The 23,856-nt window shown below is 43.3% G+C and carries 13 protein-coding genes; 10 read left to right on the forward strand and 3 right to left on the reverse strand.

Features of this window, described 5'->3' with window-relative positions; translation table 11 throughout:
- Positions 1 to 27 precede the first annotated feature (27 nt).
- The gene (locus AC570I_RS14400) at positions 28 to 1,980 is read right to left on the reverse strand and encodes a glycoside hydrolase family 97 protein (protein ID WP_497405978.1); all 1,953 of its coding nucleotides are present in this window, start codon (positions 1,978 to 1,980) and stop codon (positions 28 to 30) included.
- Positions 1,981 to 2,336: 356 nt separating this feature from the next.
- Here AC570I_RS14400 and AC570I_RS14405 point away from each other — a divergent pair, with 356 nt between their 5' ends.
- Entirely contained in the window at positions 2,337 to 4,595 is a 2,259-nt protein-coding gene (locus tag AC570I_RS14405) for a GH92 family glycosyl hydrolase (RefSeq protein ID WP_497405979.1), read from the forward strand.
- 138 nt (positions 4,596 to 4,733) lie between these two features.
- Here the strand turns inward: AC570I_RS14405 and AC570I_RS14410 are convergent, their stop codons facing one another.
- Together AC570I_RS14410 and AC570I_RS14415 are read right to left on the reverse strand one after the other, a co-directional pair.
- Positions 4,734 to 6,512, reverse strand: a complete 1,779-nt coding sequence (locus AC570I_RS14410) for a RagB/SusD family nutrient uptake outer membrane protein (protein WP_497405980.1) — start codon at positions 6,510 to 6,512, stop codon at positions 4,734 to 4,736.
- A gap of 23 nt (positions 6,513 to 6,535) precedes the next feature.
- Positions 6,536 to 9,844, reverse strand: coding sequence for a SusC/RagA family TonB-linked outer membrane protein (locus AC570I_RS14415; RefSeq protein WP_497405981.1), 3,309 nt, complete (start codon positions 9,842 to 9,844; stop codon positions 6,536 to 6,538).
- Positions 9,845 to 10,149: 305 nt separating this feature from the next.
- Here AC570I_RS14415 and AC570I_RS14420 point away from each other — a divergent pair, with 305 nt between their 5' ends.
- From AC570I_RS14420 to AC570I_RS14460, 9 genes are all read left to right on the forward strand, one after another.
- Complete coding sequence (locus AC570I_RS14420; protein ID WP_497405982.1) at positions 10,150 to 10,776, forward strand: RNA polymerase sigma factor; 627 nt, start codon at positions 10,150 to 10,152, stop codon at positions 10,774 to 10,776.
- A gap of 70 nt (positions 10,777 to 10,846) precedes the next feature.
- A complete protein-coding gene (locus tag AC570I_RS14425) occupies positions 10,847 to 11,869 on the forward strand; it encodes a FecR family protein (protein ID WP_497405983.1) in 1,023 nt (340 codons plus the stop codon).
- An 87-nt stretch (positions 11,870 to 11,956) separates the two neighbouring features.
- Positions 11,957 to 15,370: a SusC/RagA family TonB-linked outer membrane protein gene (locus AC570I_RS14430; RefSeq protein WP_497405984.1), complete on the forward strand. Its 3,414-nt coding sequence runs from the start codon at positions 11,957 to 11,959 to the stop codon at positions 15,368 to 15,370.
- A gap of 9 nt (positions 15,371 to 15,379) precedes the next feature.
- Positions 15,380 to 16,912 (forward strand): SusD/RagB family nutrient-binding outer membrane lipoprotein, encoded by a 1,533-nt coding sequence (locus AC570I_RS14435; RefSeq protein ID WP_497405985.1) that lies wholly within the window; start codon positions 15,380 to 15,382, stop codon positions 16,910 to 16,912.
- Between the two features lie 59 nt (positions 16,913 to 16,971).
- On the forward strand, positions 16,972 to 18,606 hold the full coding sequence (locus AC570I_RS14440) for an alpha-L-fucosidase (RefSeq protein WP_497405986.1): 1,635 nt from the start codon (positions 16,972 to 16,974) through the stop codon (positions 18,604 to 18,606).
- Positions 18,607 to 18,627: 21 nt separating this feature from the next.
- Positions 18,628 to 20,925: a glycoside hydrolase family 20 protein gene (locus AC570I_RS14445; protein WP_497405987.1), complete on the forward strand. Its 2,298-nt coding sequence runs from the start codon at positions 18,628 to 18,630 to the stop codon at positions 20,923 to 20,925.
- A complete protein-coding gene (locus tag AC570I_RS14450) occupies positions 20,926 to 22,242 on the forward strand; it encodes a gluconate:H+ symporter (RefSeq protein ID WP_497405988.1) in 1,317 nt (438 codons plus the stop codon).
- 19 nt (positions 22,243 to 22,261) lie between these two features.
- Positions 22,262 to 22,732, forward strand: coding sequence for a RidA family protein (locus AC570I_RS14455; protein ID WP_497405989.1), 471 nt, complete (start codon positions 22,262 to 22,264; stop codon positions 22,730 to 22,732).
- Between the two features lie 2 nt (positions 22,733 to 22,734).
- Positions 22,735 to 23,850 carry a D-TA family PLP-dependent enzyme gene (locus AC570I_RS14460; protein ID WP_497405990.1) on the forward strand — a complete coding sequence of 372 codons (1,116 nt, stop codon included), beginning with the start codon at positions 22,735 to 22,737 and terminating at the stop codon, positions 23,848 to 23,850.
- Positions 23,851 to 23,856: the final 6 nt, after the last annotated feature.

The following is a 23,856-nucleotide window of genomic DNA, read 5'->3' on the forward strand; positions in this document are numbered from 1 at the left end:
AATAAATCGTAACCGGGTTTTTTCCGGCTATTTTCCTACCAATACTGTTCCGCCATCAGGCAGCATTTTGAATTTAACCTGCCGGGCTTTATTGAGCTTAATTTGTTTCAGCTGAGGTGAACGGTCTGCAGCATCATCGTAAACTGAAACGTCGGTACCGGTTAAGAATGGAAGGGTAACGGTGATGATCTTTTCAGTTTTTTCTGCATTGATTGCTGCTACGTACCATTGATCTCCATGGCGGCGGGCGATGACGCAATATTTTCCGGGGTATCCATCGATGAAAAGGGTGTTATCCCAGGTTGTGGGTACGTTTTTCATAAAATCTATTATAGGAGCCGAGACATCTGTCAGGTTATTTGGGGTAATGCCAAAGTTTTGCACCGGGCTTTGAAAAAGTACAGCGGTGGCAATCTGAAAAGTTTCAGTGGTTTTTCTGGTGGTGCCACCATCGTTTTTCTTATTGTGGCGCTTGTTTAAGAGTACGGGGCCGAATTCCATTGCCCCAACCGCATTGCGGATGAACGGGTGCAGGCTGGCATTGAATGCTTCCATATCATTGGCATGTTGGGTAAAGATGAGGTTCTCAGAAGCCAGCACCGCTTCGCTGCCCACATAATTGGGATACATGCGTTCCCATCCACGCGGAAGGGTACAGCCGTGGAATATTACGGTTAGGCCAAATGTATTGGCATCCGAAAGGATATCTTCGTAGAGTTTCATGGTTTCCTGCTTATCGCCACCGAAGAAATCTACTTTAATGCCTTTAACACCCATGCGCTGCATCCAGGCCATTTCTTGTTTTCTCGCTGAGGCCATATTCATCCGGCCTTTAGGGTCTTGAGGGGCATCATTCCAGAATCCGTTGGAATTGTACCAGAGGCATATGCCAACGTTTTTAGTTTTCGCATAGGCGATAAGCTCTTCCGTTTTTTTATAGCCAATATTTTTTTCCCATCCACCATCGATCAGGGCAAATTCATAACCCATATCGGCGGCCAGATCGATAAATGTTTTCTGGTCATCGTATTTAATACTGGCGTCCTGCCATAACAACCAGCTCCAGGTAGAGCGGCCAAAAGTATATTTTTTTGAAGCCTCGTACTGTGGTTCAACGACATCGAAAGGGATGGTTGTTTCTGCAATGGGCTTTAGGGTGCTGCCAACGGTAATGGTTCGCCAGGGCGTGTTTCCGGGGAGCGGAATGGTTGGATTTGCGCGGCCCATTCCATTATTTTCACCGGGTTCAGGGAAAGCTATTTTGTAATTTCCATCTGTTGTGCCTTCGCTTAGCTTTGATCCACAGTATAATGAATTCACGCCTGTTTCGGAGAGTAGTACCCACCCTTTGTCGCCAAGATGGAAAAGGGCAGGGAAGGTGTAACCTACACCATATTTTGATGGTACTCCCATTGCCTGATCGGGATTGTATTCTTCCTCATAACTGGGTTTGGTTTTCATCCACCCGATCATTGGTGTGGCCTGAGGGGTTAAAAAAGTAGTGGTTTGGGCTGGGAATTTATATCCGCTCAGTTCCTCTTCAATTACAAAGTTGGCTGGTTCGCCTGTTTGCGGAATCTGGTACCTGAAAGCGATATTGTTATTGCTTACCCGGAATACTACCTCAATTTTATTCTTTTTTGTATTCTCAAAGGTGCAGGTTAGTTCATTGGCCTGATAACTGACGTTGCTGATCTTGATTTTGGGCTCGGTATAACTTTGATCAATCTCCCGCAGCTTTTTACTGGTAAGTTTAAGACCTGATGATAAGTCCATCTGTTTTCCTTTAAGTCCTAATGGCGACCATTCCAGCATTTCTTTGCCGGCAAGGTTTACATTGTAAAAAAGTTTTCCCTGTTCAATGTTGATTTTGACCAATAGTTTTTGATCCGGACTTGTGACGCTCAGTTCCTGTGCAAACGACAGCGTATATGAACCATTAAGTACAAGGGCAAAGAGGATGAATTTCAGGTGTTTCATTTTGGTGTTTCGGTTAGGATGATTCCGAAAGATATTCATCGATTAAACGCGTTGGAAATGACCTGCGCATTCAATGATTTCTATCCTTTTCCGGGAATATTTGGTTTTGTTATCTGATCAGTTTTGAGAGACAAATATTAGGATTATTTTTAAATGTTATTGTAACGTTTATAACAATTTTTTTCGTTTTTGATATTGGGCTGCGCTTCAATTGTACGTTTACAGCGTCTGAGGCTAATATTGCCAACTACTAAAACGTTTAAACAAAAATTGCAATTCTGGTTATTTTATAAATGAAATCTCTTATTTTAGGCGAATCTGACAGCGCTCAATTTTCCGGATAATAACTTACACAAATGCTAAAGAAAACAATTACGATGTGTATTGCAGGCTTGATGACCTCAGCCGCAGTTTATGCACAGCAAAAATCCTTAACGAGTTACGTCAATCCTTTTATTGGTTCTGAAGACCATGGTCACGTTTTTGTGGGGGCGAATGTGCCTTTTGGTGCCGTACAACTTGGTCCTTCGCAAATAGGGCGGAGCTGGGATAAATTTAATGGCTGGGACTGGTGTTCGGGCTACAATTATCTGAGTCAGGAAATTCTTGGTTTTACGCATACCCACCTTAGTGGAACGGGTATAGGTGATTTAAACGACATTATGGTTGTTCCGGCAAATGGCGCTGTACAGCTTTATCCAATGAAGTTTGATCATCCTGAAACCGGTTACGGTTCAATGTTCAGCAAAAAAACAGAGGTATGCCACCCGGGCTATTATGCTGTTCACCTCGACAAATATGATGTTGACGCAAAGCTTACAGCGACAGAACGTGTGGGTATTCATCAGTATCATTACAATAAAACAGACAATGCTCACCTTTTAATTGATCTTGGTTTTTCGATGAACTGGGATAAACCGGTGAAGACCTTCATCAGAAAAGTAAACGACTCGACCTACACCGGCTACCGGTTTTCGAAAGGTTGGTCAAGCGATCAGCGCCTGTATTTTGCGATAAGAACTTCACAGCCTATTACTAAGTCGGCTTTTTACGCAGACAGCACACTTCAGGCATCACAGCAGGTTGAAGGTTTGCATTCGAAAGTGGCTTTGTTCTTCGATGCGGCTAAAAATCCTGATTTGACAGTGAAGGTAGCTTTGTCGCCGGTAAGTGAAGAAAATGCCCTGGCCAATATGAAGGCAGAGGCAGCATCCGGCAGTTTCAGTAAATATCAAAAACAGGCCGATCAGGTTTGGGAAAAGACCCTTTCTAAAATTAATGTATCCGATAAAAGTGAGCGGAATAAAGAGATCTTTTATACCGCACTTTTCCATATGTATTATGGTCCTACTTTATTTAATGATGCCAATGGGGATTACCGGGGTACGGATAAGAAAGTTTATTCGCGCGCGCCGTTTAAAAACCTCACCACCATGTCGTTATGGGATATTTATCGTGGATGGAGCCCGTTTATGACTATTGTTCAGCCTGACATGGTTAAACAGATTACCAAGTCGATGCTGGCCATTCATCAACAGCAAGGGCGGCTTCCGGTTTGGCCTTTGGTGGGTAGTGAAACCGATTGTATGGTGGGTAATCCGGCGATAATTATTCTGGCCGATGCCTTTGGAAAAGGGCTTATTGATGCTTCACAAAAAGAAGAAGTTTATCAGGCTATGAAACATACAGCTACACGGGATTCGATGGGGCTTCAATATTTGAATAAACTGAGCTATATCCCATCGGATAAAATGCATGAATCGGTAGCATGGGCGATGGAATATGCTGTTGCTGATGCAGGTATTGCAAAAGTGGCGAAGGCGTTAGGGAAAAAGGAAGATGCGGCATACTTTACGAAAAGAAGTGAACTTTACAAGCTTTACTTTGATAAGGCCGCAGGCTTTTTCAATGGTCGTTTAGCCGATGGCTCTTTCAAGCGCCCACTTGATCCTGTATTTTCAAAACCTGAAACTTCCGACTTTACTGAGGGAAATGCCTGGCAATACTTGTTTTTTGTTCCTCAGGATGTGAATAGCCTGATTAATGTACTTGGTGGGAAACAGGATTTCAAAAAGCGTTTGGATAGTTTGTTCACCATGTCGTCTAAGCAACATGCCAGTGCGGCACCTGATATTTCGGGGCTGATTGGTCAATACGCACATGGAAATGAACCTAGTCACCACATTACCTATATCTATAATTATATCGGCGAACCTTCGAGGACAGCTGAACTGGTGCGTGAGGTGATGGATAAGTTTTATACCACTAAGCCTGATGGCTTAAGTGGTAATGAGGATGTGGGACAAATGAGTGCCTGGTATGCTTTTAGTGCTCTGGGTATGTACTCTGTTAATCCTATTGAAGGAAAGTATGTATTTGGTTCGCCGTTATTTAACAGTGCAACGATCGATTTGGGAAACCAGAAAACTTTTATGATCACATCGGTGAATAATAGCGCTCAAAACAAGTATATCCAAAAGGTTGAATTAAACGGAAAGCCTTATCCTTACACCTATATTCTGCATAAAGATGTGTTGAAAGGTGGCAAGCTGACATTCTACATGGGTGCTAAGCCGGGGAGTGTTTACGGTGTAGGTGCCGGGGCGAGGCCGTAATGTTAATTGGGTCATTGGATGAATGAGATCCAGGTTGCTTAACAAAAAAATCCTGTAAGTTTTTGCTTACAGGATTTTTTTTTGAGCGCGTTAATTGCAGATCGATTGGGCTGGCATCTTCTGCCATCCCGTTATATTCTATTGCCATCCCGGGTTCTGTTTCAGATTGGGATTACGCTGCAAATCATTCAATGGAATCGGGTAGTAGTAATTGCGGTCGCTCCATTTTCTAGGGATTTCATTCATCCAGGTTAGTTCCCCTGATGTACCGTTTTTGAGTAGTTGTGAGTTTACCGCTGTACCTACTCTTGCTGAAACATTGACATAAGTTACGCCGTTTACACGTGGATCGGGAATAGTTCCCTGATAAAAAGCTACGTCGAGCACGCCATCTTCATTTAGATCGAGAGGGGTAGTTAAAGCCGGAACATAAAAGCCATTCCATTCCTGTTCCATTAGCGGGCCTCTTTTCCATCTTAACAAATCCGCAAAACGAAGACCTTCAAGACTCAGTTCAATACCGCGTTCTCTTCTCACTTCGAGAATAGTAGCATCGCTAATACCGGGGAAATAGTTAGCAACCAGATAAGGATCAACTATTGTAGGTTTGGTGGTTAGGCCTGCCGTAATTCCTGCTCTCGACCTTAATGCACCTACCGTTAACGCCCAGTCGGCATCCGTTAATGTTCCGAGTTCAGCTTTTGCTTCGGCGTAGTTTAAAAGTACTTCTGCATAACGGAATAGCGAAACGGCATTGGTATTTAAGGCACCAGCATCATAATAGGTATCATCAAGTGTCCATTTTATGGGCTGATAGCCTGTGAAGGTGTAAGAGAAAACAGGAGGAGCGGGCACTGCCACCCCATTTGTAATTCTTTTATAATCACCCAGACGGATGGTTTGTTTCAGGCGCAAGTCGCGGTTCTTTACTTCATCTTTAAACAACATGGTCCGGTAAGCCGGGTTGTTGGTGAAAGGCGTTCCGTCTAGATTTAAATAGGTATTGATAAAGGTGCGCGTGAAGCTGGCTTTGGCACCGTAGGTACCACTTGTCCACCACCAGTTGGCTTCATTAAGTACACCCAGGTTCAGGTCGGCTACCGCAGACTGGATTACTTCGCCTACAATAGGGGTATTGCTGTTGAATACCTGTCGGTAAGAAACACCGGGGCCTCCGTTGGTATTGATAGAATAAGTTTTGCTTTTGATAATCTGATCGGCAGCATTAACTGCTTCCTGTAGCCATCTGTTTGCTGTAGCGGTAAGACCAAGCTCATCATGATACTTTCTAAAAGTACCTTCGAAAAGGCATACTCTTGATTTGAAAGCACTGGCTACCGATTTTGTAATGGTTGTGCGGCTGGCATCATCCTGAGCTGAAATGTTTGCGATAGCGAAGTTAAGATCGGCCAATACTGAATCCATCACTAGTTCGCGCTTATCGCGACCTGCATATAACTGAGGGTCGTCGGCGTTTAAGGCTTTATTAATCCAGGGCACATCGCCAAAGCGTTTTACTTTCTCCATATAAAAGTAAGCCCTGAAATAGCGTGCGATACCGATGTAGTTATTGCGGATAGTTGCCGGAACTGCGGGATCGTTACAGTTCTGGATAAAGTAGTTGATGTTTCTTAAATCGGTCCAGGTCCATCCAGAGCTGTTGCTTGCACTGAAACCACCTTCACGAATAAAATCTTCAACTGCTTTTACAGCCAGATAATCAGACATGGCATCTTTGCTCGTGGAGTTTTTCGGCATAAAATCCATTCCGTAAAAGGAATTGGTATATAATTTCAATCCGTTTTCGGTACCAAAAACAGCTTGTTTTGTGGGTGTAGCCTCGGGTTGCTGATCGAGCTTTTTACAGGCCGCGAGTACTGTGCAGGCCAATAAAAAGAATATAGATAATTTTTTCATATTGATTGTGTAATGATCCTTAATTAAAATCCAATGTTTAAACCCAGTGAGAAACTTTTCATTAAAGGATAGTTATAGCCATCACCATTGGTATTACCGGCATTCAAATCCTGATCAGAAGGCACGGCATTCTCCACATCTATTGTGTTTTTTACGATTTTGTACATTGGTGAGTAAGTGAAGAGGTTTTCGCCTGAGAAGAATACTTTGGCAAAACGTGCACCTACTTTATTAACCCATTTATTTGGTAAGGTATAACCCACCTGTAAGTTCTTCATACGGATATAGGCTACATTCTGCAGGTAGCGCGTTTGTGCTACACCGAGCGTACGATTGGTGTTGCTGGACGCGGCCCTTGACATGGTACGCGGGAAATAGGCATCAGTGTTGGTTGGCGTCCACATGTTTCCCAAATGAAAGGTTGGGATGTTGTTGTATGGCCTGTTGTATTGCCCCCAGAACATTTCGCTCTCCGTACTCGGGTACCATTGCTGTTTTCCAACTCCCTGGAAGAAAACTGAGAAGGAGATGTTATTCCATTCTGCACCCAGGTTTACACCATACATATATCTTGGTGCTGAATTTCCGATGATTCTACGGTCGCCCGATTTACCTACCTTATTTTCGCCGACGTTAATAAAGCCATCACCATTCAGGTCTTTCAGTTTAATATCACCGGGGAACCACAGACCAGAAGGAGAGGCACGCATTTGTGGATCCTGTTTAGCATGTGATGCGATATCTGCCGCATCGATAAAGAATCCTTCGGTTTCATAACCCCATATTTCACCAAGGGTTTGTCCTTCATAGTAATCGCTTAACAGTTTATCCGGGTTATTGTATTTATCAATTTTTGTTTTGTTATCCGCCAGTGTGAGTCGGATGTTATATTTAAATGGTTTCTCATCATTACCAATTCTATCGGCCCAGGATATTGAGGCTTCCCAGCCGCGCGTGGTTAAATCGGCATAATTACCTTTTGGAGGATTAGCGCCGAATACTGCCGGAGGGGTAAGTCCGGTGGTAAACATATCAGTGGTTTTACGCACATAGGCATCGCCAGTGAAATTCAAACGTCCGGAGAGCATGGATAAATCTAAGCCAACGTTGGTGGTGGTAGAGGTTTCCCAGGTTAATCCATCTGGTAGAACCACCGGGTTTTTGGTTGTTTGCGGGCGTGAGCCGTTTAGTATGACCCCGGATTGTGTCACATTGAACTGATCCTGAAAAGCATAGGACGCAATGTTACCGTTTCCTAATGAGCCATAAGATGCTCTGATTTTGAGGTCAGAAATAAGTTTATCAGATACCTTCCAGAATGATTCCTTGTTGATTCTCCATCCGGCTGATACAGAAGGGAAAAATCCGTAACGTTGATTGGACGGAAATTTTGATGATCCATCATAGCGTGCATTTACTTCAATCAGGTAACGGTCTTTAAAGCCGTAGTTCAACCTTGAGAAGCCGCCAAGGATTGCCCATTGCTCATAGCCACCATTCGTGGTAATTGCTTGCCCTAAGGCCAGGTTTAAATCTGTAGCGTCTTCGAAAATGATCCCGTTTCGTTGAACGGCTACGCGGTTGTAGGTAGACTGCTCATAATTGTAACCCACCATTGCTTTAAGGTAGTGGTCTGCTCCGAACTTGTTTTCAAATTCAGCGAAAATGTTTGTAGCGATGTAATTGGTTTCCCGGGTATCGAATAATAAGTCGTTTGTGGTGGTACCTACAAAGGCTGTTACCCCTCGGGAATTGCTATAAGGTACCTGAACCCGCTTTTGTTCGATATTGTTATTGGTATTGCGGAATGTAAAATCGGCGTTTACGCGAAATTTATTGTTGAAAAAATTGGTTCTTAATCCGGTAATGTTTCTGAATACGGCACGTTTGGTATCGATTCCATTTTTGCCATAGAAGAAATCGCCTACGGTGTAGGCAGATGAGAATGTAAGTGAGCCATCGGGATTAAACAAGGGCATGGTAGGGTGGCCTTCATCTGCAATATTTCTCCAGATTCCACCACCTTCACCTACGTTGATTGGGTTGTGGTAATTCATTACTGAATAATCTGCATTGTTTTCTACGCTCAGCCATGGGAAAACCTGAATGGTTCCACGGGCACGGATATTTTTCATGCTATAGTCATCGCTGTTGTATCTGAACAATCCGTCCTGATCTAAAAAGCGACCAGATACCAGAAATGTGGCCTTGTCACTTCCGCCACTTACAGATAGATTATTTTCGAAAGCATTAGTATTGTCTTTGTACAACTCGCCGTAATAATCGGTACTGCCATAGTAAGTATACTGACCAGTAGTTGGGTTAACGTCGATTGTACTGTAGGGTTGTCCGGATTCCACGCGTCTTTTAAATTCATCGAGATATGCCTGAGAGAACACCTGTGTTTTATTGGCATTTTGTGGAAAGGCACCATCGCCATTTACAAATGCTTCGGCAAACATTTTTGCCCAGGTATAGCCGTCTGTTACCAGATCAGGCCGTACGATGGGAGATTTAGAGGCAAAGTTTGAGGTGTATGAAACGCTGGTACGTCCTTTTTCACCCTTTTTTGTTGTAATTAGAACTACTCCGAATACACCTCTTGCACCATAAATGGCAGCTGAGGCCGCATCTTTAAGAATGGATACGGTTTCGATGTCGTTTGGATTCAACAGTGATGGGTCGCCCTCAAAACCATCGATCAGCACTAAGGCATTACCACCCTGGCCAATAGAGGTTGTTCCCCTGATGTTGTAACTGGGTGACTGCGTTGGCTTACCATCCATCATTTTCAGGTTGAGGTTTGGCAGCAAACCCTGCAGGCCTTGTGAAAGGTTGGTGATTGGTCTGTTTTCGATACTTTTTGCGGTAATCTGATCCACGGCCCCCGTGGCATTTTCTCTTTTTTGCGTACCGTAACCTACTACCAGCACTTCGTTGAGTGTGCCTGATTCGCCTTTCAGGGTAATGCTTAAAGGCGTGTTTTCATTGTCTTTAACCACCACTTTATTGAAAGTGAGTGTGGTGTAGGAAATAAATGAAACAGAGATGTTATAGGTACCTGCCGGAACATTTACACTGAATGATCCGTCGCCAGCACTTTGTACTACTTTAGTTAATTCCCTGATCAGGATGCTGGCTCCGGGTAGGGGTTCTCCTTTTTCGTCGACTACTTTTCCACTAATGGTTCCTGTGGCAAGCTTATCGGCAGCATGATTGTTAATTGGTAAATTCACATTAGTCGCGGCAGAGGCGGGAATATTGTTCAAGAGCATACATGCAATGGAAGCATAAACCACAACCTTCTGCCTAGACAGTAAAGGTTTTTTCATTTTAATTAGTAATTAGTTAAAAAGGGAAATTTGTTATCGGTTTCCTTGGAATTGCTGCAAAGCTAGGGGACGTGTGTAAAGGGGAGGTTAAGTTACTTTTATCTTTACGGGTTTGTAATTTTAGTTTAAATCGATTTACTTCCGTGCAAAAGATGTCTTAACTGCAGAAATAGAAAGGGGGCCAGCAAGCTCGAAATTAAGACTGGCCTGGTTCAGCATTCAGGAGTAAGGTGAGCGTGAACTAATTTCCCATTCTATTTCTTTAGTAGGTTAATTTTATTATGTTAGTAAATCGAAATATCCTTATGCCGTTAAAAAAAGTCCAACATCACGAAACCAGTAGTATGGAATGGAGCTCCTTTAAGGAGGGCGATTGGAATGCCTATATGCAACTTTATAATGCTCATTTTAAGGCGCTTAATAACTATGGCTATAAATTTACCCGGGATGTAAGCCTGATTGAGGATGCAGTACACGATCTTTTTGTTCATCTATGGGCCAAAAGAAGTCAGCTGGGGGATCCGGTTTCGGTTAAAAATTATCTTTATAAATCGCTGCGGAACTTATTGTTCAGGAAGATGGAAACGCAGCAGCGCTTTGTAAAGATAGAGTCCGATGAAGATTATCCTTTCAACTTCGAAGTATCGTTTGATACGGTTTTTATAGCCAATGAGTCGAAAAAAGACTTACAGAGGAAGTTAAAGGAAGCGATTCAAACCTTATCTGCCAGGCAACAGGAAATTATTTATCTGAGATTTTATGAGGGTTTGAGTTATGAAGAGGCTGCAGATATCATGAATTTAAATATCAGTTCTACCTATAAACTGCTGTATAAGGCCATTGGTAAACTTCAGGAACGTGTTAAACTGGTTGATTTGATGATGATTTTGACTGTTTTCGCTTCTAAAAAAGCACTTTTAGAAATTAATTAATTTTTTTTAAAAAAAAGTAGGGATAATTTAGGCGGGTTCATGTATATAGGGAGTATAATAACTTGCTGATATGGATTTTTCTAGATTTACACATTATACTTTTGAGGATTTTTTGAACGATGATGTCTTCGTGGCATTTGTTATTGGGCAAAATGCTTCGGATTTAGTGGCCTGGGAAAAATTCAGAGCGGAATATCCATATAAAAGCAAAGTAGCTCTTGCGGCATTCGATACCATTTCCACTTATCGCAATCAAAGAGTATTTAGCAACGATGCTGCCCAGCAATCTGTTTTCGAAAAAATAGCTGAGACCATCACGGCAAGCCAGCCAACAGTCAAAAAACTTTCTTTCTCCACTTTCTTCAGGGTTGCTGCAGTTTTCGCTGTAGTGATTTTACCGGCTGTCCTTTACTTTACTTTTTGGAATAAGGATGCGGTAAAAACCGATTATGGCATGATCAAAACCATCACTTTGCCTGACGGATCGGAAGTAACGCTGAACGGTAATTCGAAAATCAGTTATGCCGCAGACTTTGGCCAGGGGGCAAGGGAAGTTTGGATTGACGGTGAAGCGTTATTTAAGGTTAAGCACATCAACATTGATACGAACAATATCAAGCCCTCAGAAAAATTTATCGTGCATAGCGGCGACATGAACATTGAAGTATTAGGAACCACCTTCAATGTAAAGCGCAGGCATGAAAAAACCAGTGTAGGGCTGCTGACGGGAAAGATCAGGGTGGATTACGATGACGAAGCCCAAAACCGGAAGCAGTTTGTGATGAAGCCTGGTGACCTGATAAAGTATGGTGGCGAAAGCAGTCTTGTTCATCAGAAAATGGTTAACCCGCAACATTTAACCGCCTGGATCAACCGTCAGCTGGTATTTGAAAATGCCAGTCTGGAAGAGATGATCGGCGTATTAAAAGACGACCTGGGCTACGATGTTATTTTGGGCGATGAGAAGCTCAACGGGCTCAGGGTTGAAGGAGAAATTAATGTAGGCAGTGTTAAAGAACTGCTTCAGATTTTATCGACCACCTTGCATGTAAATATTACAACACACAATAAGAAAATAACCATTACCCAGTAGTAAGGGTAGGATTTAAGTGCTTGAATCCTATCCTGGCTATAGAAACAACAAAAGAATTAACCAACAAAACCTAAACTAAACAGGATTATGAGATTACTCTACCTTAGGAGGGTGGCTAAATACGGCTGCCTTACTATGATGCTCTGCGCGTGTACGTTATTTTGTTCGGCCCAGCTGATGGCCCGCAACGTGGCCCATGCGAACGGCGTAAAAGCGCAAACCATTAATACTAATAAAATATCACTTAAAAATGCCGTACAAATTATTAAAACACGGTTTGATATTAAAATAGCTTACAAGGCTGGCATTCTGGAGAACAAAGACAGCAACCTTACTGAAACACAACTGATGGCGTTTGGAGATGCCAAGACGGCCTTAACTTTTGCTCTGGATGGCTCAACACTTGATTTCAATAAGATCAGTGATTCGCAGTACATCATTGTAAATGCCACAGTGGCTAATGCAGCTGATGTGATTAAAGGAACAGTGATTTCAGCCAGCGACAACCTTGCATTGATCGGCGCGACCGTTTATATTAAAGGAACCAAGACGGGTGCATCGACTGATACACAGGGACAATTCAGCCTTACTATCCCAAACGAACTGGTTGGAAAACCCATCATTTTAAGCATTGCATCGGTAGGTTATGAAACGCTTGAAGTTCCGGTAACTGATTTCAAATCGCCTGTGAGTGTGAAGTTGAAAGAGAGTGCCAGCAGCTTAAACGATGTGGTGGTTACGGCTTTAGGAATCAAACGTGACAGCAAAGCATTGGGTTATGCCGTTACAGAAGTGAAAGGATCGGAGTTTACTCAAGCCAGGGAAAATAACGTTGCCAACGCTTTAACCGGTAAAATTGCTGGTGTGAATGCTACTGGTTTGTCAACCGGTCCGGGTGGGTCGAGCCGGGTAATTATCCGTGGTAATGGTTCATTTAATGGTAACAATCAACCGCTATACGTAGTGAATGGTATGCCGATTGATAATAGTGTACCAGGGGGTGCTGCGACTACAAACGGACTGGCAACAAACGTTGACAGGGGAGATGGAATTTCCAGCATCAATCCCGATGATATTGAAAGTATAACCGTATTGAAAGGCGGTACTGCAGCGGCTTTATACGGCTCTCGTGCGAGTAATGGTGTAATTTTAATTACCACTAAAAAAGGAACCAAGCAAAAAGGCATTGGTGTAGATTACAATTCGACGTTTACAATTGAAAATGCGATTAACGATAACGATTACCAGTATGAATATGGGCAGGGGTTAAACGGAGTAAAGCCGATGACTAAGAATGATGCCATTGCAACGGGTCGTTTGTCATTTGGAGCGAAGATAGACGGTTCTGATTATGTGGCTGCAGACGGATTGACCCATCCATATAGCGCAGTTAAAAATAACATCGATAACTTTTATTCTACAGGTACAAACTTTACGAATACCGTTGCTTTTTCGGGCGGTACTGATGGCATTGTTTACCGTTTATCTTTATCGGATTTAGATAGCAAAGGGATCATCTCTACAACTAAATTTAAACGACAAACGGCCAACTTAAATATCAATGCAAAGATTACTGATAAGATCAAAGTTGAAGGTTTGGCCCAATACAACCTGGAAAGAGGTTATGGACGAACCTTGGCGGGGGACGCTTTGGGTAACCCGAACTGGACGCCGTATGAAGTAGCCAATACGGTAGATGTGCGCTGGCTGGCCCCAGGTTACGATGCTGCGGGAAATCAAACCCCGTGGAACGATGCCGGTATTGCTACAAACGGGTATTTTGTGATGAACAAATATCAGCAAAATGACGTGAAGAACAGATTTATAGGCCAGGGATCTATCACCTATGATATTGTTAAGAACTTTCAGTTAAAGGGGGTAATCAGCCGCGACTTTTACAACTATAACTATGTGAATATTTTGCCAACGGGGGATATTTATATTCCTAAGGGTCAGTATTCGGGTATTAAATCGGACGTTTCGGAGACAAACTCACTTATTACGGGAAATTATAAAAACCGCATTGCTGATAAAATCGGAATTTCCATTTTGGGTGGAGCGAACAGCCGCCGTTTCGAAAATAAACAGTTGAATATGGATGGAAATACTTTTACCATTCCATATTTCTACAGCTATAAAAACCTGGCTACTGCGAGTACCATTCCTACGTATCAAAGAATGAGAACAAATTCAGTATTCGGGTCGGCTGACGTAGATTATAAAAGCATTTTGTTTTTAACGTATACGGCACGTAATGACTGGTTTTCTACTTTAAGTCCTGATAACAACAGTATATTATATCAAAGTGTCGGGGGCAGTTTTGTGGTTTCTGATGCGTTTAAGCTTCCTTCATCCATCGATATTCTGAGGGTCCGTGCATCATGGGCTGAAGTAGGTGGTGGCGCTGCCGATCCGTATAAAATTAATTTAAGTTACAGTAATGTTCCAAGTGCCGGACAGCCGCTCCAGAATGTGACGACTAACGACATTACCAACCCGAGTTTGAAACCCTATACCTCCACCACTTACGAGGCTGGTGTAGAACTGAAAATGTTTAAAGGCCGTTTAGGTTTAGATTTTACGGCCTATAGCCGCAAAACCAGTGATGACATTCTCAATGCAGCCATCTCATCTACTTCAGGATATAATAATGCTGTATTGAACGTTGGTGAACTGAGTAATAAAGGAGTTGAGTTTTTATTAACAGGATCTCCTGTTCAGGGTGATAAATTTGGCTGGAACATCAGCTATAATGTTGCTTACAATAAAAGTAAAGTGATTAAGCTGGTTGAAGGTACTAATACTTTTCAAATGGCCACTTCTGTAGGTAACTGGGGTTACATTAATCAAACGGTTGGTAGTTCTTATGGAACGATAGTGGGGACTAAGATATTAAGGAATAACGCGGGGGATATTGTATATAATTCAGCAACGAAGCGTCCGGTTGCAACAGGTTTACAGGAACTTGGAGATGGCGTAGCGCCTTTAACCATGGGATTAACTCAGGATTTCAGGTTCGGTAATTTTAACCTGAGTTTTCTGATTGATGGTAAATTTGGAAATAAAGTATTTTCGATTAAGGAGGTTTACGCTACCCGTTTGGGTTTAATGAAGAGCACCTTACCCGGTCGGGAAAATGGCTTAACCATTTCAGGTGTTGACCAGGCCGGTAATCCGTATTCTGCTTTAATTCCGGTAAGCGATTTGCGTGCCTACTACAATGATATGCGTAATTATTCTGAATTGTTTGTGCATGATGGAGGGTTTATCAAGCTCCGTCAGGCCATTTTATCTTACAATATTCCGGTTAAAAAACTGGATTTCTTAAAGATACAATCGGCGAGTATTTCATTCGTTGCGCGGAATATCCTGACCTTCTATAAACGAACCGACAATTTCGATCCTGAATCGAGTTATACAAATGGTAATGCACAGGGTTTCGAATCAATCGGATTACCACGCACACGTACCTTTGGTTTAAACTTAATGGTCAAATTTTAATAATGAACGATGAAAACTTTTACAAATAAATATAAATCAGCTGCTTGCGTAGTGTTATTAAGTACGCTTTTAGCATCATGTACAAAAGACTTTCAGGAAATTAATACTGATCCTGAATCTTCAACATCTGTTCAGCCTGCTTTCATTTTCACGAAAGCGCAATATGACGGAGCCAAGAATAATCTTAATCTGTTATTGGGTACCATGCAATACACGACGAGTTTCAATGATGTTGCTGGTTTCGGTTCAAAGTATGTTTCCAGTCAGAGTCAGCAATCTGCGGCGCAGTTCAGCAATGCTTATTATCAGGAAATTAATGAACTTGCACTGGTAATTAATGCCGTGAAAGACAATCCGGAGCAGGTAAATTTACTGGCTGCTGCACGAATATGGAAAGCATACTGCTTTAGCCGCATTACCGATTTGTATGGTGATGTTCCTTATTCTGAAGCGGCCCAAGGCTATACCAACTCGAACTATAAACCTGCTTACGATGCACAGCGGAGCATTTATCTGGACCTGCTTAAGGAACTGGACGAATCGGCATTAAGTTTAAATGCAGCTAAAGGTACCTTCGGTCAGGCTGATTTGATTTATGCGGGTAATACCGTTAAATGGAAAAAATTTGCTTATTCACTCATGCTTCGTTTAGGCATGCGCTTAACTAAAGTAGATGTTGCCTTAGCTGAAACCTGGGTGAAGAAAGCGATAGCTGGCGGTGTGATTACTGATGATGCTGACATTGCTAAAATTACATATATGAGTGCCGGGCAGGATATTAACAAAAACCCGATTGCTTTAAGTTTGTATAACAGTGATTATATTAAGGCTGATGGTGTGAGCAATGCGGAGGGTGGGAAATACCAGAATACATTTATTACCTATATGAAAAACAACAAGGATCCGCGTTTAGGTATACTATCGGTTGTTTATGTAAATGGTGTTCCAGATACTTCACTGGCGGTACAAAAGGGAATGCCGGCTACCTTAAGCGCCAAACCTGCTGATTTCGTGACTTATTCTGAGCCCAACCAGAAAACAGTGCTCGCCCAGGGTGGTGCAAAACTGATTTATACCACCGCTGAAACCAATTTCCTTTTGGCAGAGGCTGTTTTGCGGGGCTGGAATACCGGTGGTGTTGCAGCTACGCTATACGAAACAGGTATCCGGGCTGCCATGAAGCAATGGGCAATTATCGCACCGGCGGATGGCATTATCAGCGATTTGCAGATCAATACCTATATCAAGTACCATCCGTTCAATACAGCGGGAACTTTTGAGGCTAAAATGCAGCAGATTTACACCGAGTATTGGCTGGCTGCCTTTCCGGACGCGCAGGAGGCTTTTGCCAGTTACAGAAGAACCGGTTACCCGGCTTTAGTACCGGTTGTGTATGTGGGTAATGCAACGGGAGGCAGGATCTTCAGAAGAATGTTATACCCGCTTTCTGAGCAGAATTTAAACCGCGCATCGCTTGATGCTGCTATCGCCCGTCAGGGAGCTGATGATTTTATGACCCGCATCTGGTGGGATAAACTGTAATATATTCATGATATCCGGCAGGGCTTTCCAGGCGCTGCCGGATTGATTAAAACATCCGAATGATATACCGAATATTTTTAATCTGCCTGTTTTTTGCGGGTACGGTTTCTGCGCAGCGTAATGATGTGGTGGAAGATGAAACCTCGAGCAGTTATAATTTAAACAAACCTGAGCGTGAGGAATGGCTGCGCAACACCGGTGCAGGTTTATTTATCCACTTTAATGTTGATGTCCAGCTGGGTGTAGTGATCAGTCACTCACTGGTTGGCGCCTCTGATGATTACACAGATCGTTATTTCAGCGAGCTGCCTAAAACTTTTGATCCCTCATCTTTTAATCCTAAAGAAATTGCCGAACTGGCCAAACTGGCTGGTATGAAATACATCGTGTTTACCACTAAGCACCATGCAGGTTTCTGTTTCTGGGATACCAAAACCACAGACTTTAAAATTACCAATACACCCTATAAAAAAGACCTGCTGAAAGAGTTTGTAAAAGCTACACGGGAAGCCGGACTGGATGTAGGCTTTTATTTTTCTCCGGAAGACTTCAATTTTCTTTATAAGCATAAGATTCCTATCAGCAGAAATATTACCAACCTTGACGCAGGTATAAAGAAAGAATATGCAGAATACAACCGTAAGCAAACGGAAGAGCTGATGCAGAATTATGGTAAGATAGATGTATTGTTTATTGATGGTGACCCCAAGGAAACGGTAAAGGAAACTGCATGGAAAATGCAACCTGATATTCTGATTACCCGTGGTGCAATATTAACCCCGGAGCAAACCCTGCCAGGCGCCAAGATTACTCAACCCTGGTTATCGCCGATTACCATCGGTACTGCGTGGCAGTACCAGCCCACCAACGAACGGTACAAGTCGGGTTCACAATTAATTGAGTTACTGATTGAAGCCCGCTCGAAGGGTGGTTCGTTGTTACTGAATGTTGGGCCTAAAGCAAATGGTGCTTTAGCAAATGAGCAGGAGGACCGTTTGCGTGAAATGGGGGGATGGTATTTTATTAACCATGAAGCTATGGATGATGTGCGCAGCTGGGTGGTGAGTAAAGAGCAGAATATTTATTTTACGCAAAAAGCACCTGGAACATTATTTGCCATTGTGATGGACGCTAAAAACTGGAAAGAGGGAGAACGTAGGACTTTTCTGCTGAAGTCTGCGAAGGCCACTAATGAGACCAGGATTAGCGTATTGGGGCAAAACAGCCGGATTATAGAATATAAACCCGATCTGGATGTGGCCTCAAGATTTAAACAAACAGCAAATGGACTTGAGCTTTCTGTGGTGAAGGCACAACGTATCTACGATGATCACCGGTGGCCGAATCCGGTTGTGATTAAACTAAAAAATGTTGAACCGGTTTTTGCGGATGCAGCGATGGTTCAGAGTGGCGACTACAAGGTTGCAGCAGGTACTGCATCGCTAAATGGCAAGGTGCTTAATTATACCAAAATTAAACCCCAGCGGGCAAGATTTTATTACCGCCCTTATCTTGGGCAGGTAGAAACACTTTACGCGGGCGACTGGAAAATGAGCCCGTGGGTGAATATTAAGGCGGATGGAACTTTCTCCGGAACGCTCACATTACCAAAAGGTGCATACGAATATAAAGCCATTGTGGAACAGCAAAATGTAATTATAGAAGGCGAAAACAAAGTTTTAAACTTACCTTAGGTGGTAGTAAAAGGTTTTACGATGAAATACCTTATGAATCAATTTCTGGCGAATAAAGTGAAATGCATTTCCTGGCTTTTGGTTTTGTGGGTTCAGGTTTTCGCAGCCCGGGTTTGTGCACAAAGCTTTAGCGGTTCAGGAATTATCCCTAAGCCTGTTGTTGAGCTGAGACAGTCGGGTAGCTTTTTGATTCAGAAAACAACCCGGTTGTATGTTGCCGGTGCTACGAAGCTGAGTACTTCATTTTTTGATCAGTACCTTGAAGATTTATCGGGTTTTTCATTGTTGCGAAGCAATAAAGCGGAGCCTAAGGGTATCAACCTGATCGTTGATGCGGGATTGAAGTTGAAGTCTGAGGCGTACCTGCTCGATGTTTCCAGTCGAAATATTACTATAAAAGCGATTGATGAAAGAGGTCTCTTTTATGGTTTACAGTCGCTGGTGCAGCTAATCAGAAATAAAGGGAAGGTTATTACCGTACCGGGATATCACATTGAGGACGCACCTCGTTTTGCTTACCGGGGTATGCATCTGGATGTGGCACGGCATTTTTTCAGTGTTGAAGTCATTAAAAAATGGCTGGACGTACTGGCTTTCTACAAGATCAATACTTTTCACTGGCATTTAACTGACGACCAGGGCTGGCGGATTGAGATTAAAAAATATCCCTTACTGCAAAGCCGGTCGGCCTATCGCAATGAGACCCTTATCGGGCATAAAAGGGCTAATCCGCACCGTTTTGATGGTAAAAGATATGGTGGCTACTACACACAGGAAGAAATACAAGACATTGTTTCTTATGCCGCTGCACGCCAGATTACGACCATTCCGGAGATTGAAATGCCGGGACATGCTCAGGCAGTATTGGCGGCCTATCCCAACCTGGGTTGTACAGGAGGCCCTTACCAAACCGCAACTTACTGGGGTGTTTTTGACGATGTTTTTTGTTCAGGCAATGAAGAAACCTTTCACTTTCTTGAGGGGGTGCTGGACGAAGTCATCCCGTTGTTTCCATCGGTCTACATTCATATTGGTGGCGATGAGTGTCCGAAAACCCGCTGGCATGATTGCCCGAAATGCCAGAAAAGAATTAAAGAGGAGAAGCTAAAAGACGAGCATGGATTGCAATCGTATTTTATCGCCCGTATGGAGCGATACCTGAATGCTAAGGGGAAAAAGATTATTGGCTGGGATGAAATTCTGGAAGGTGGACTGGCACCCGATGCTACCGTAATGAGTTGGAGGGGATTGGAAGGTGGCATTGCTGCCGCCAAACTGAAACACGATGTGATTATGACGCCTGAAAAGTTTCTTTATCTCGATTACTATCAGTCGCTCAACAAAAGTGAACAAATTGCTGCAGGTGGCTATCTGCCCCTACGGAAGGTTTATGATTACGAACCCATGCCTGCCGAATTGAATGCAGAAGAACAGCAATATATCAAAGGGGTGCAAGCGAATGTGTGGAGCGAATATCTTGGCGATGCATACAAAGCGGAGTATATGATATTTCCGCGTGTGATTGCCCTTGCTGAAACGGCCTGGTCGGCAAAAGCGCAGAAGGACTATCCTGATTTTCTGGCTCGCTTACTGGCGAATGGGCGGTTTTTGAAAAAACTGAACTATTCGACCGCTTATTATGACATCGCTTGTGAAAGTGTGGACGCTGCGAAGGGGTTTAAGCTCAGTACTGATTTGCCAAATGCCGAAATCCGTTATACTTTAAACGGTAAAAATCCAGGTACGACCAGTCAAATATATCGCAGTTTGATTGTAATTGACAAAACCGGAACATTGAAAGCTCAGCTTTTTAAGGCCGGTAAACCCGTTGGGAAGTTGTTTGAACAGGCGATAGTTAAAAGTATGGCTTCAGGTAAAAAAGTTATACTTAACACTGCGGGGCAGGGCAATTATAATATTGATCCCCAGCGCTTAACCAATGGTATTCAGGGTTCTTATTTATATAATAATGGACAGTGGCTGGGATTAAGCGGAGGTGACTTTGAGGCGATAGTTGATTTAGGTGAAGAAAAGACCGTGCGTGAGGTGGGCATCAATACATTGAATTATCAGTGGCAAAAGATGCATCCGCCTAAATTGCTTGTGGTGGAGGTTTCTACAAATGAGCAATCGTTTAAAGAAGTATCGAGGCAAACGGTTTTTAGCCAGGAAGGAATTAACAGGATTCTGCACCAGCTTAATCCTGTTCAAGCCCGTTACGTACGCATCAAAGCCAGCAATGTTGGCGTTATACCTGATGGTTTTTATGGTGCCGGAACAAAAGCCTGGTTAATGTTGGACGAAATTATTGTAAATTAAATGACTATACTAATCGTTTTGCTTTGCATTGCGCTGTTAATCGTACTAATCTCGGTTTTTAAGGTCAATGCTTTTATTTCTTTTTTGCTGGTGTCGTTTCTTGCCGGGCTGGCGCTGGGTTTACCGCCCGCAAAAATTCCTGCTAGCATAGAAAAGGGGATCGGCGACGTACTGGGATCATTGGCCATTATCATTACGGCAGGAGCAATGCTGGGTAAACTGGTGGCTGAAAGTGGTGCAGCACAAAAGATTGCCCAGGTAAGTATGCAGGTATTCGGGCAAAAGTACATTCAATGGGCTATGGTGCTCACGGGATTTCTGATTGGTATTCCGCTGTACTACGGTATAGGCTTTGTGCTGATGGTGCCGCTGATCTTTTCGGTAGTGTATCGTTACAAACTACCTGCCTTATACATTGGTTTACCCATGTTGGCTGCGTTATCAGTTACCCACGGTTTTTTGCCCCCGCATCCCTCGCCGGCTGCTTTGGTTGTGCAATTTGAAGCGGATATGGGGCTGACGTTGTTGTACGGTCTGGCGGTTTCCATTCCGGCGATTATTATTGGCGGCCCCATATTTTCGCGGACTTTAAAAAATATCACTGCGGTGCCTATTGCTTCTTTCAGCGCTGTTGAAATCGCTGACCAGGATCTGCCAAGCGGATTTAAAAGTTTTTTCACCGCCTTACTGCCGGTTATTTTACTGGCTGCAGCATCTTTCTTTCCGCTTCTACTAAGTGCTGATTCAGCCATTTTGCCTTATATACTATTTGCAGGACATCCATCTGTGGTGATGCTGATTGTATTGATTGTGGCTACCTGGTTGCTGGGTTTATCTCAAGGGAGAAAGATTAGTGAAATTATGGGGATTTACGGTGATGCGGTGAAAGACATTGCCCTGATTTTATTGATTATTGCCGGTTCCGGCGCTTTAAAACAGGTTTTGACAGAGAGCGGCGTGAGCAACCAGATTGCGGGTTATCTCCAGCATGTTGAACTGGAACCACTTTTCCTGGCCTGGCTGATTGCTGCGGTGATCCGCTTTTGTGTGGGTTCTGCCACCGTTGCGGTTTTAACCACTGCAGGGATTATTGTGCCACTGATGGAGCAAACACATACCAATCCAAACCTCATGGTATTGGCGGTAGGTGCCGGGAGCCTGATGTTCTCGCACGTAAATGATGCCGGCTTCTGGATGTTTAAAGAATATTTTGGCTTAAGTTTAAAAGACACTTTTAAATCATGGGCATTAATGGAATCAATAGTTGGCATTGTTGGTTTACTTGCCATACTTTTACTACACCTGATTATAGCTTAATTATAACACCTATATAAAAATGGAAAATTTAACTCCCGACGAACGCTTCGAACAATTAAAATTAAACCTGCCACCAGCACCAGCACCACTGGGTGTTTATAAGCCTTTTTTGGTTGATGGAAAATATTTGTATCTGAGCGGACATGGACCAGTTCAGGGCGACAAATCATTAATTATCGGCCGTATCGGGTCAGATTTAAATCAGGACGAGGGTAAGCTTGCAGCTTTGCAGGTAGGTTTAACCATGTTATCGACTATTAAAGCCAATTTAGGCAGCCTGAACAAAGTTAAACGGGTAATTAAAGTATTGGGTATGGTAAACTGCACACCCGACTTCGAAAAACACCCATTCATCATTAACGGATGCAGTGAGCTTTTTGCAAAAGTATGGGGTGAGGAAAACGGGATTGGCGTTCGCAGTGCAGTAGGATTTGGCTCTTTGCCAGACAATATCCCGGTAGAGATTGAGGCTTTATTCGAATTGTTTTAAAGATGGAAAAGGAGCAAGCCTGGTACCTGCTGCCTGATGAAGCGCATATTGAAACGCCATCCCTTATTTTTTATGAGGAGCGTTTAACGGCCAACATCAGTTTGCTGAAAAGCATGATTAACCGGATTGAGCGGTTACGGCCGCATGTGAAGACTTATAAGTGCAGGGAAATTACCAGGCTGCTGTTATCGGCAGGCATCAATAAGTTTAAGTGTGCTACCATCGCTGAGGCAGAAATGCTGGCTTTAGATAGGGTACCTGATGTTTTGCTTGCCTATCAGCCTGTGGCTGAAAATATGAGCCGGTTGTTTAAGCTTAAATGTCGGTACCCTGATACGGCATTCAGCTGCCTCGCAGATAACCTGGAAATAGCCCGGCAACTTTCTGCAAAGGCTGTAGAAGAGGGCGCTGAATTGGATGTGTACATCGATTTGAATGTGGGAATGAACCGAACAGGCCTACTTTCCGGAATGGCTTTAAGTTTAGTGGAAAACCTTCAGCATCTTCCGGGTATAACTGTTGTTGGATTGCATGCTTATGATGGTCATATCCATGATGCAGCGGTGGAGGCAAGGATGGAGAAATCGGCACCTGTTATCAAACAGTTACTGGATTTGCGGGAAAAGGTTGAAGCGCATTTAGGCTATGGCATTACCATTGTTGCCGGCGGTACGCCTACTTTCCCCATCTACGCTGCAGAAACAGATTTTGAGTGTAGTCCCGGTACTTTTATCCTTTGGGATAAAGGCTACCAGGATGCTTATCCGGAACAGCCTTTTCAAACCGCTGCGCTGGTAGCGAGCAGAGTAGTCTCACTTCCGGATGAGGGGTTGGTATGTACTGACCTCGGTCACAAAGCGGTTGCAGCAGAAAAGGAATTGAGGAACCGCGTGTTTTTTATTAATGCACCGTTGCTTGAGGTTCAAAGTCAGAGTGAAGAGCATCTGGTATTAAGTACTGCCGAACCTGAGGCCTACTTGCCTGGCGACATGCTATATGGATTACCTTATCATGTTTGTCCAACAGTGGCGCTGCACGAAAGTGCAATTTGCCTGAGAACAGATCGATCCCTTGATTACTGGGATATCATTTCCCGAAAAAGAAAAATTACCATTTAAGAAATA

The sequence above is a fragment of the Pedobacter sp. A2324 genome (assembly GCF_059693705.1).

What these genes read in the sequence shown, in the direction of transcription:
- AC570I_RS14400 (WP_497405978.1), bottom strand. Translation starts at nt 1,980, where the DNA reads ATGAAACACCTGAAATTCATCCTCTTTGCCCTTGTACTTAATGGTTCA.
- AC570I_RS14405 (WP_497405979.1), top strand. Translation starts at nt 2,337, where the DNA reads ATGCTAAAGAAAACAATTACGATGTGTATTGCAGGCTTGATGACCTCA.
- AC570I_RS14410 (WP_497405980.1), bottom strand. Translation starts at nt 6,512, where the DNA reads ATGAAAAAATTATCTATATTCTTTTTATTGGCCTGCACAGTACTCGCG.
- AC570I_RS14415 (WP_497405981.1), bottom strand. Translation starts at nt 9,844, where the DNA reads ATGAAAAAACCTTTACTGTCTAGGCAGAAGGTTGTGGTTTATGCTTCC.
- AC570I_RS14420 (WP_497405982.1), top strand. Translation starts at nt 10,150, where the DNA reads ATGCCGTTAAAAAAAGTCCAACATCACGAAACCAGTAGTATGGAATGG.
- AC570I_RS14425 (WP_497405983.1), top strand. Translation starts at nt 10,847, where the DNA reads ATGGATTTTTCTAGATTTACACATTATACTTTTGAGGATTTTTTGAAC.
- AC570I_RS14430 (WP_497405984.1), top strand. Translation starts at nt 11,957, where the DNA reads ATGAGATTACTCTACCTTAGGAGGGTGGCTAAATACGGCTGCCTTACT.
- AC570I_RS14435 (WP_497405985.1), top strand. Translation starts at nt 15,380, where the DNA reads ATGAAAACTTTTACAAATAAATATAAATCAGCTGCTTGCGTAGTGTTA.
- AC570I_RS14440 (WP_497405986.1), top strand. Translation starts at nt 16,972, where the DNA reads ATGATATACCGAATATTTTTAATCTGCCTGTTTTTTGCGGGTACGGTT.
- AC570I_RS14445 (WP_497405987.1), top strand. Translation starts at nt 18,628, where the DNA reads ATGAAATACCTTATGAATCAATTTCTGGCGAATAAAGTGAAATGCATT.
- AC570I_RS14450 (WP_497405988.1), top strand. Translation starts at nt 20,926, where the DNA reads ATGACTATACTAATCGTTTTGCTTTGCATTGCGCTGTTAATCGTACTA.
- AC570I_RS14455 (WP_497405989.1), top strand. Translation starts at nt 22,262, where the DNA reads ATGGAAAATTTAACTCCCGACGAACGCTTCGAACAATTAAAATTAAAC.
- AC570I_RS14460 (WP_497405990.1), top strand. Translation starts at nt 22,735, where the DNA reads ATGGAAAAGGAGCAAGCCTGGTACCTGCTGCCTGATGAAGCGCATATT.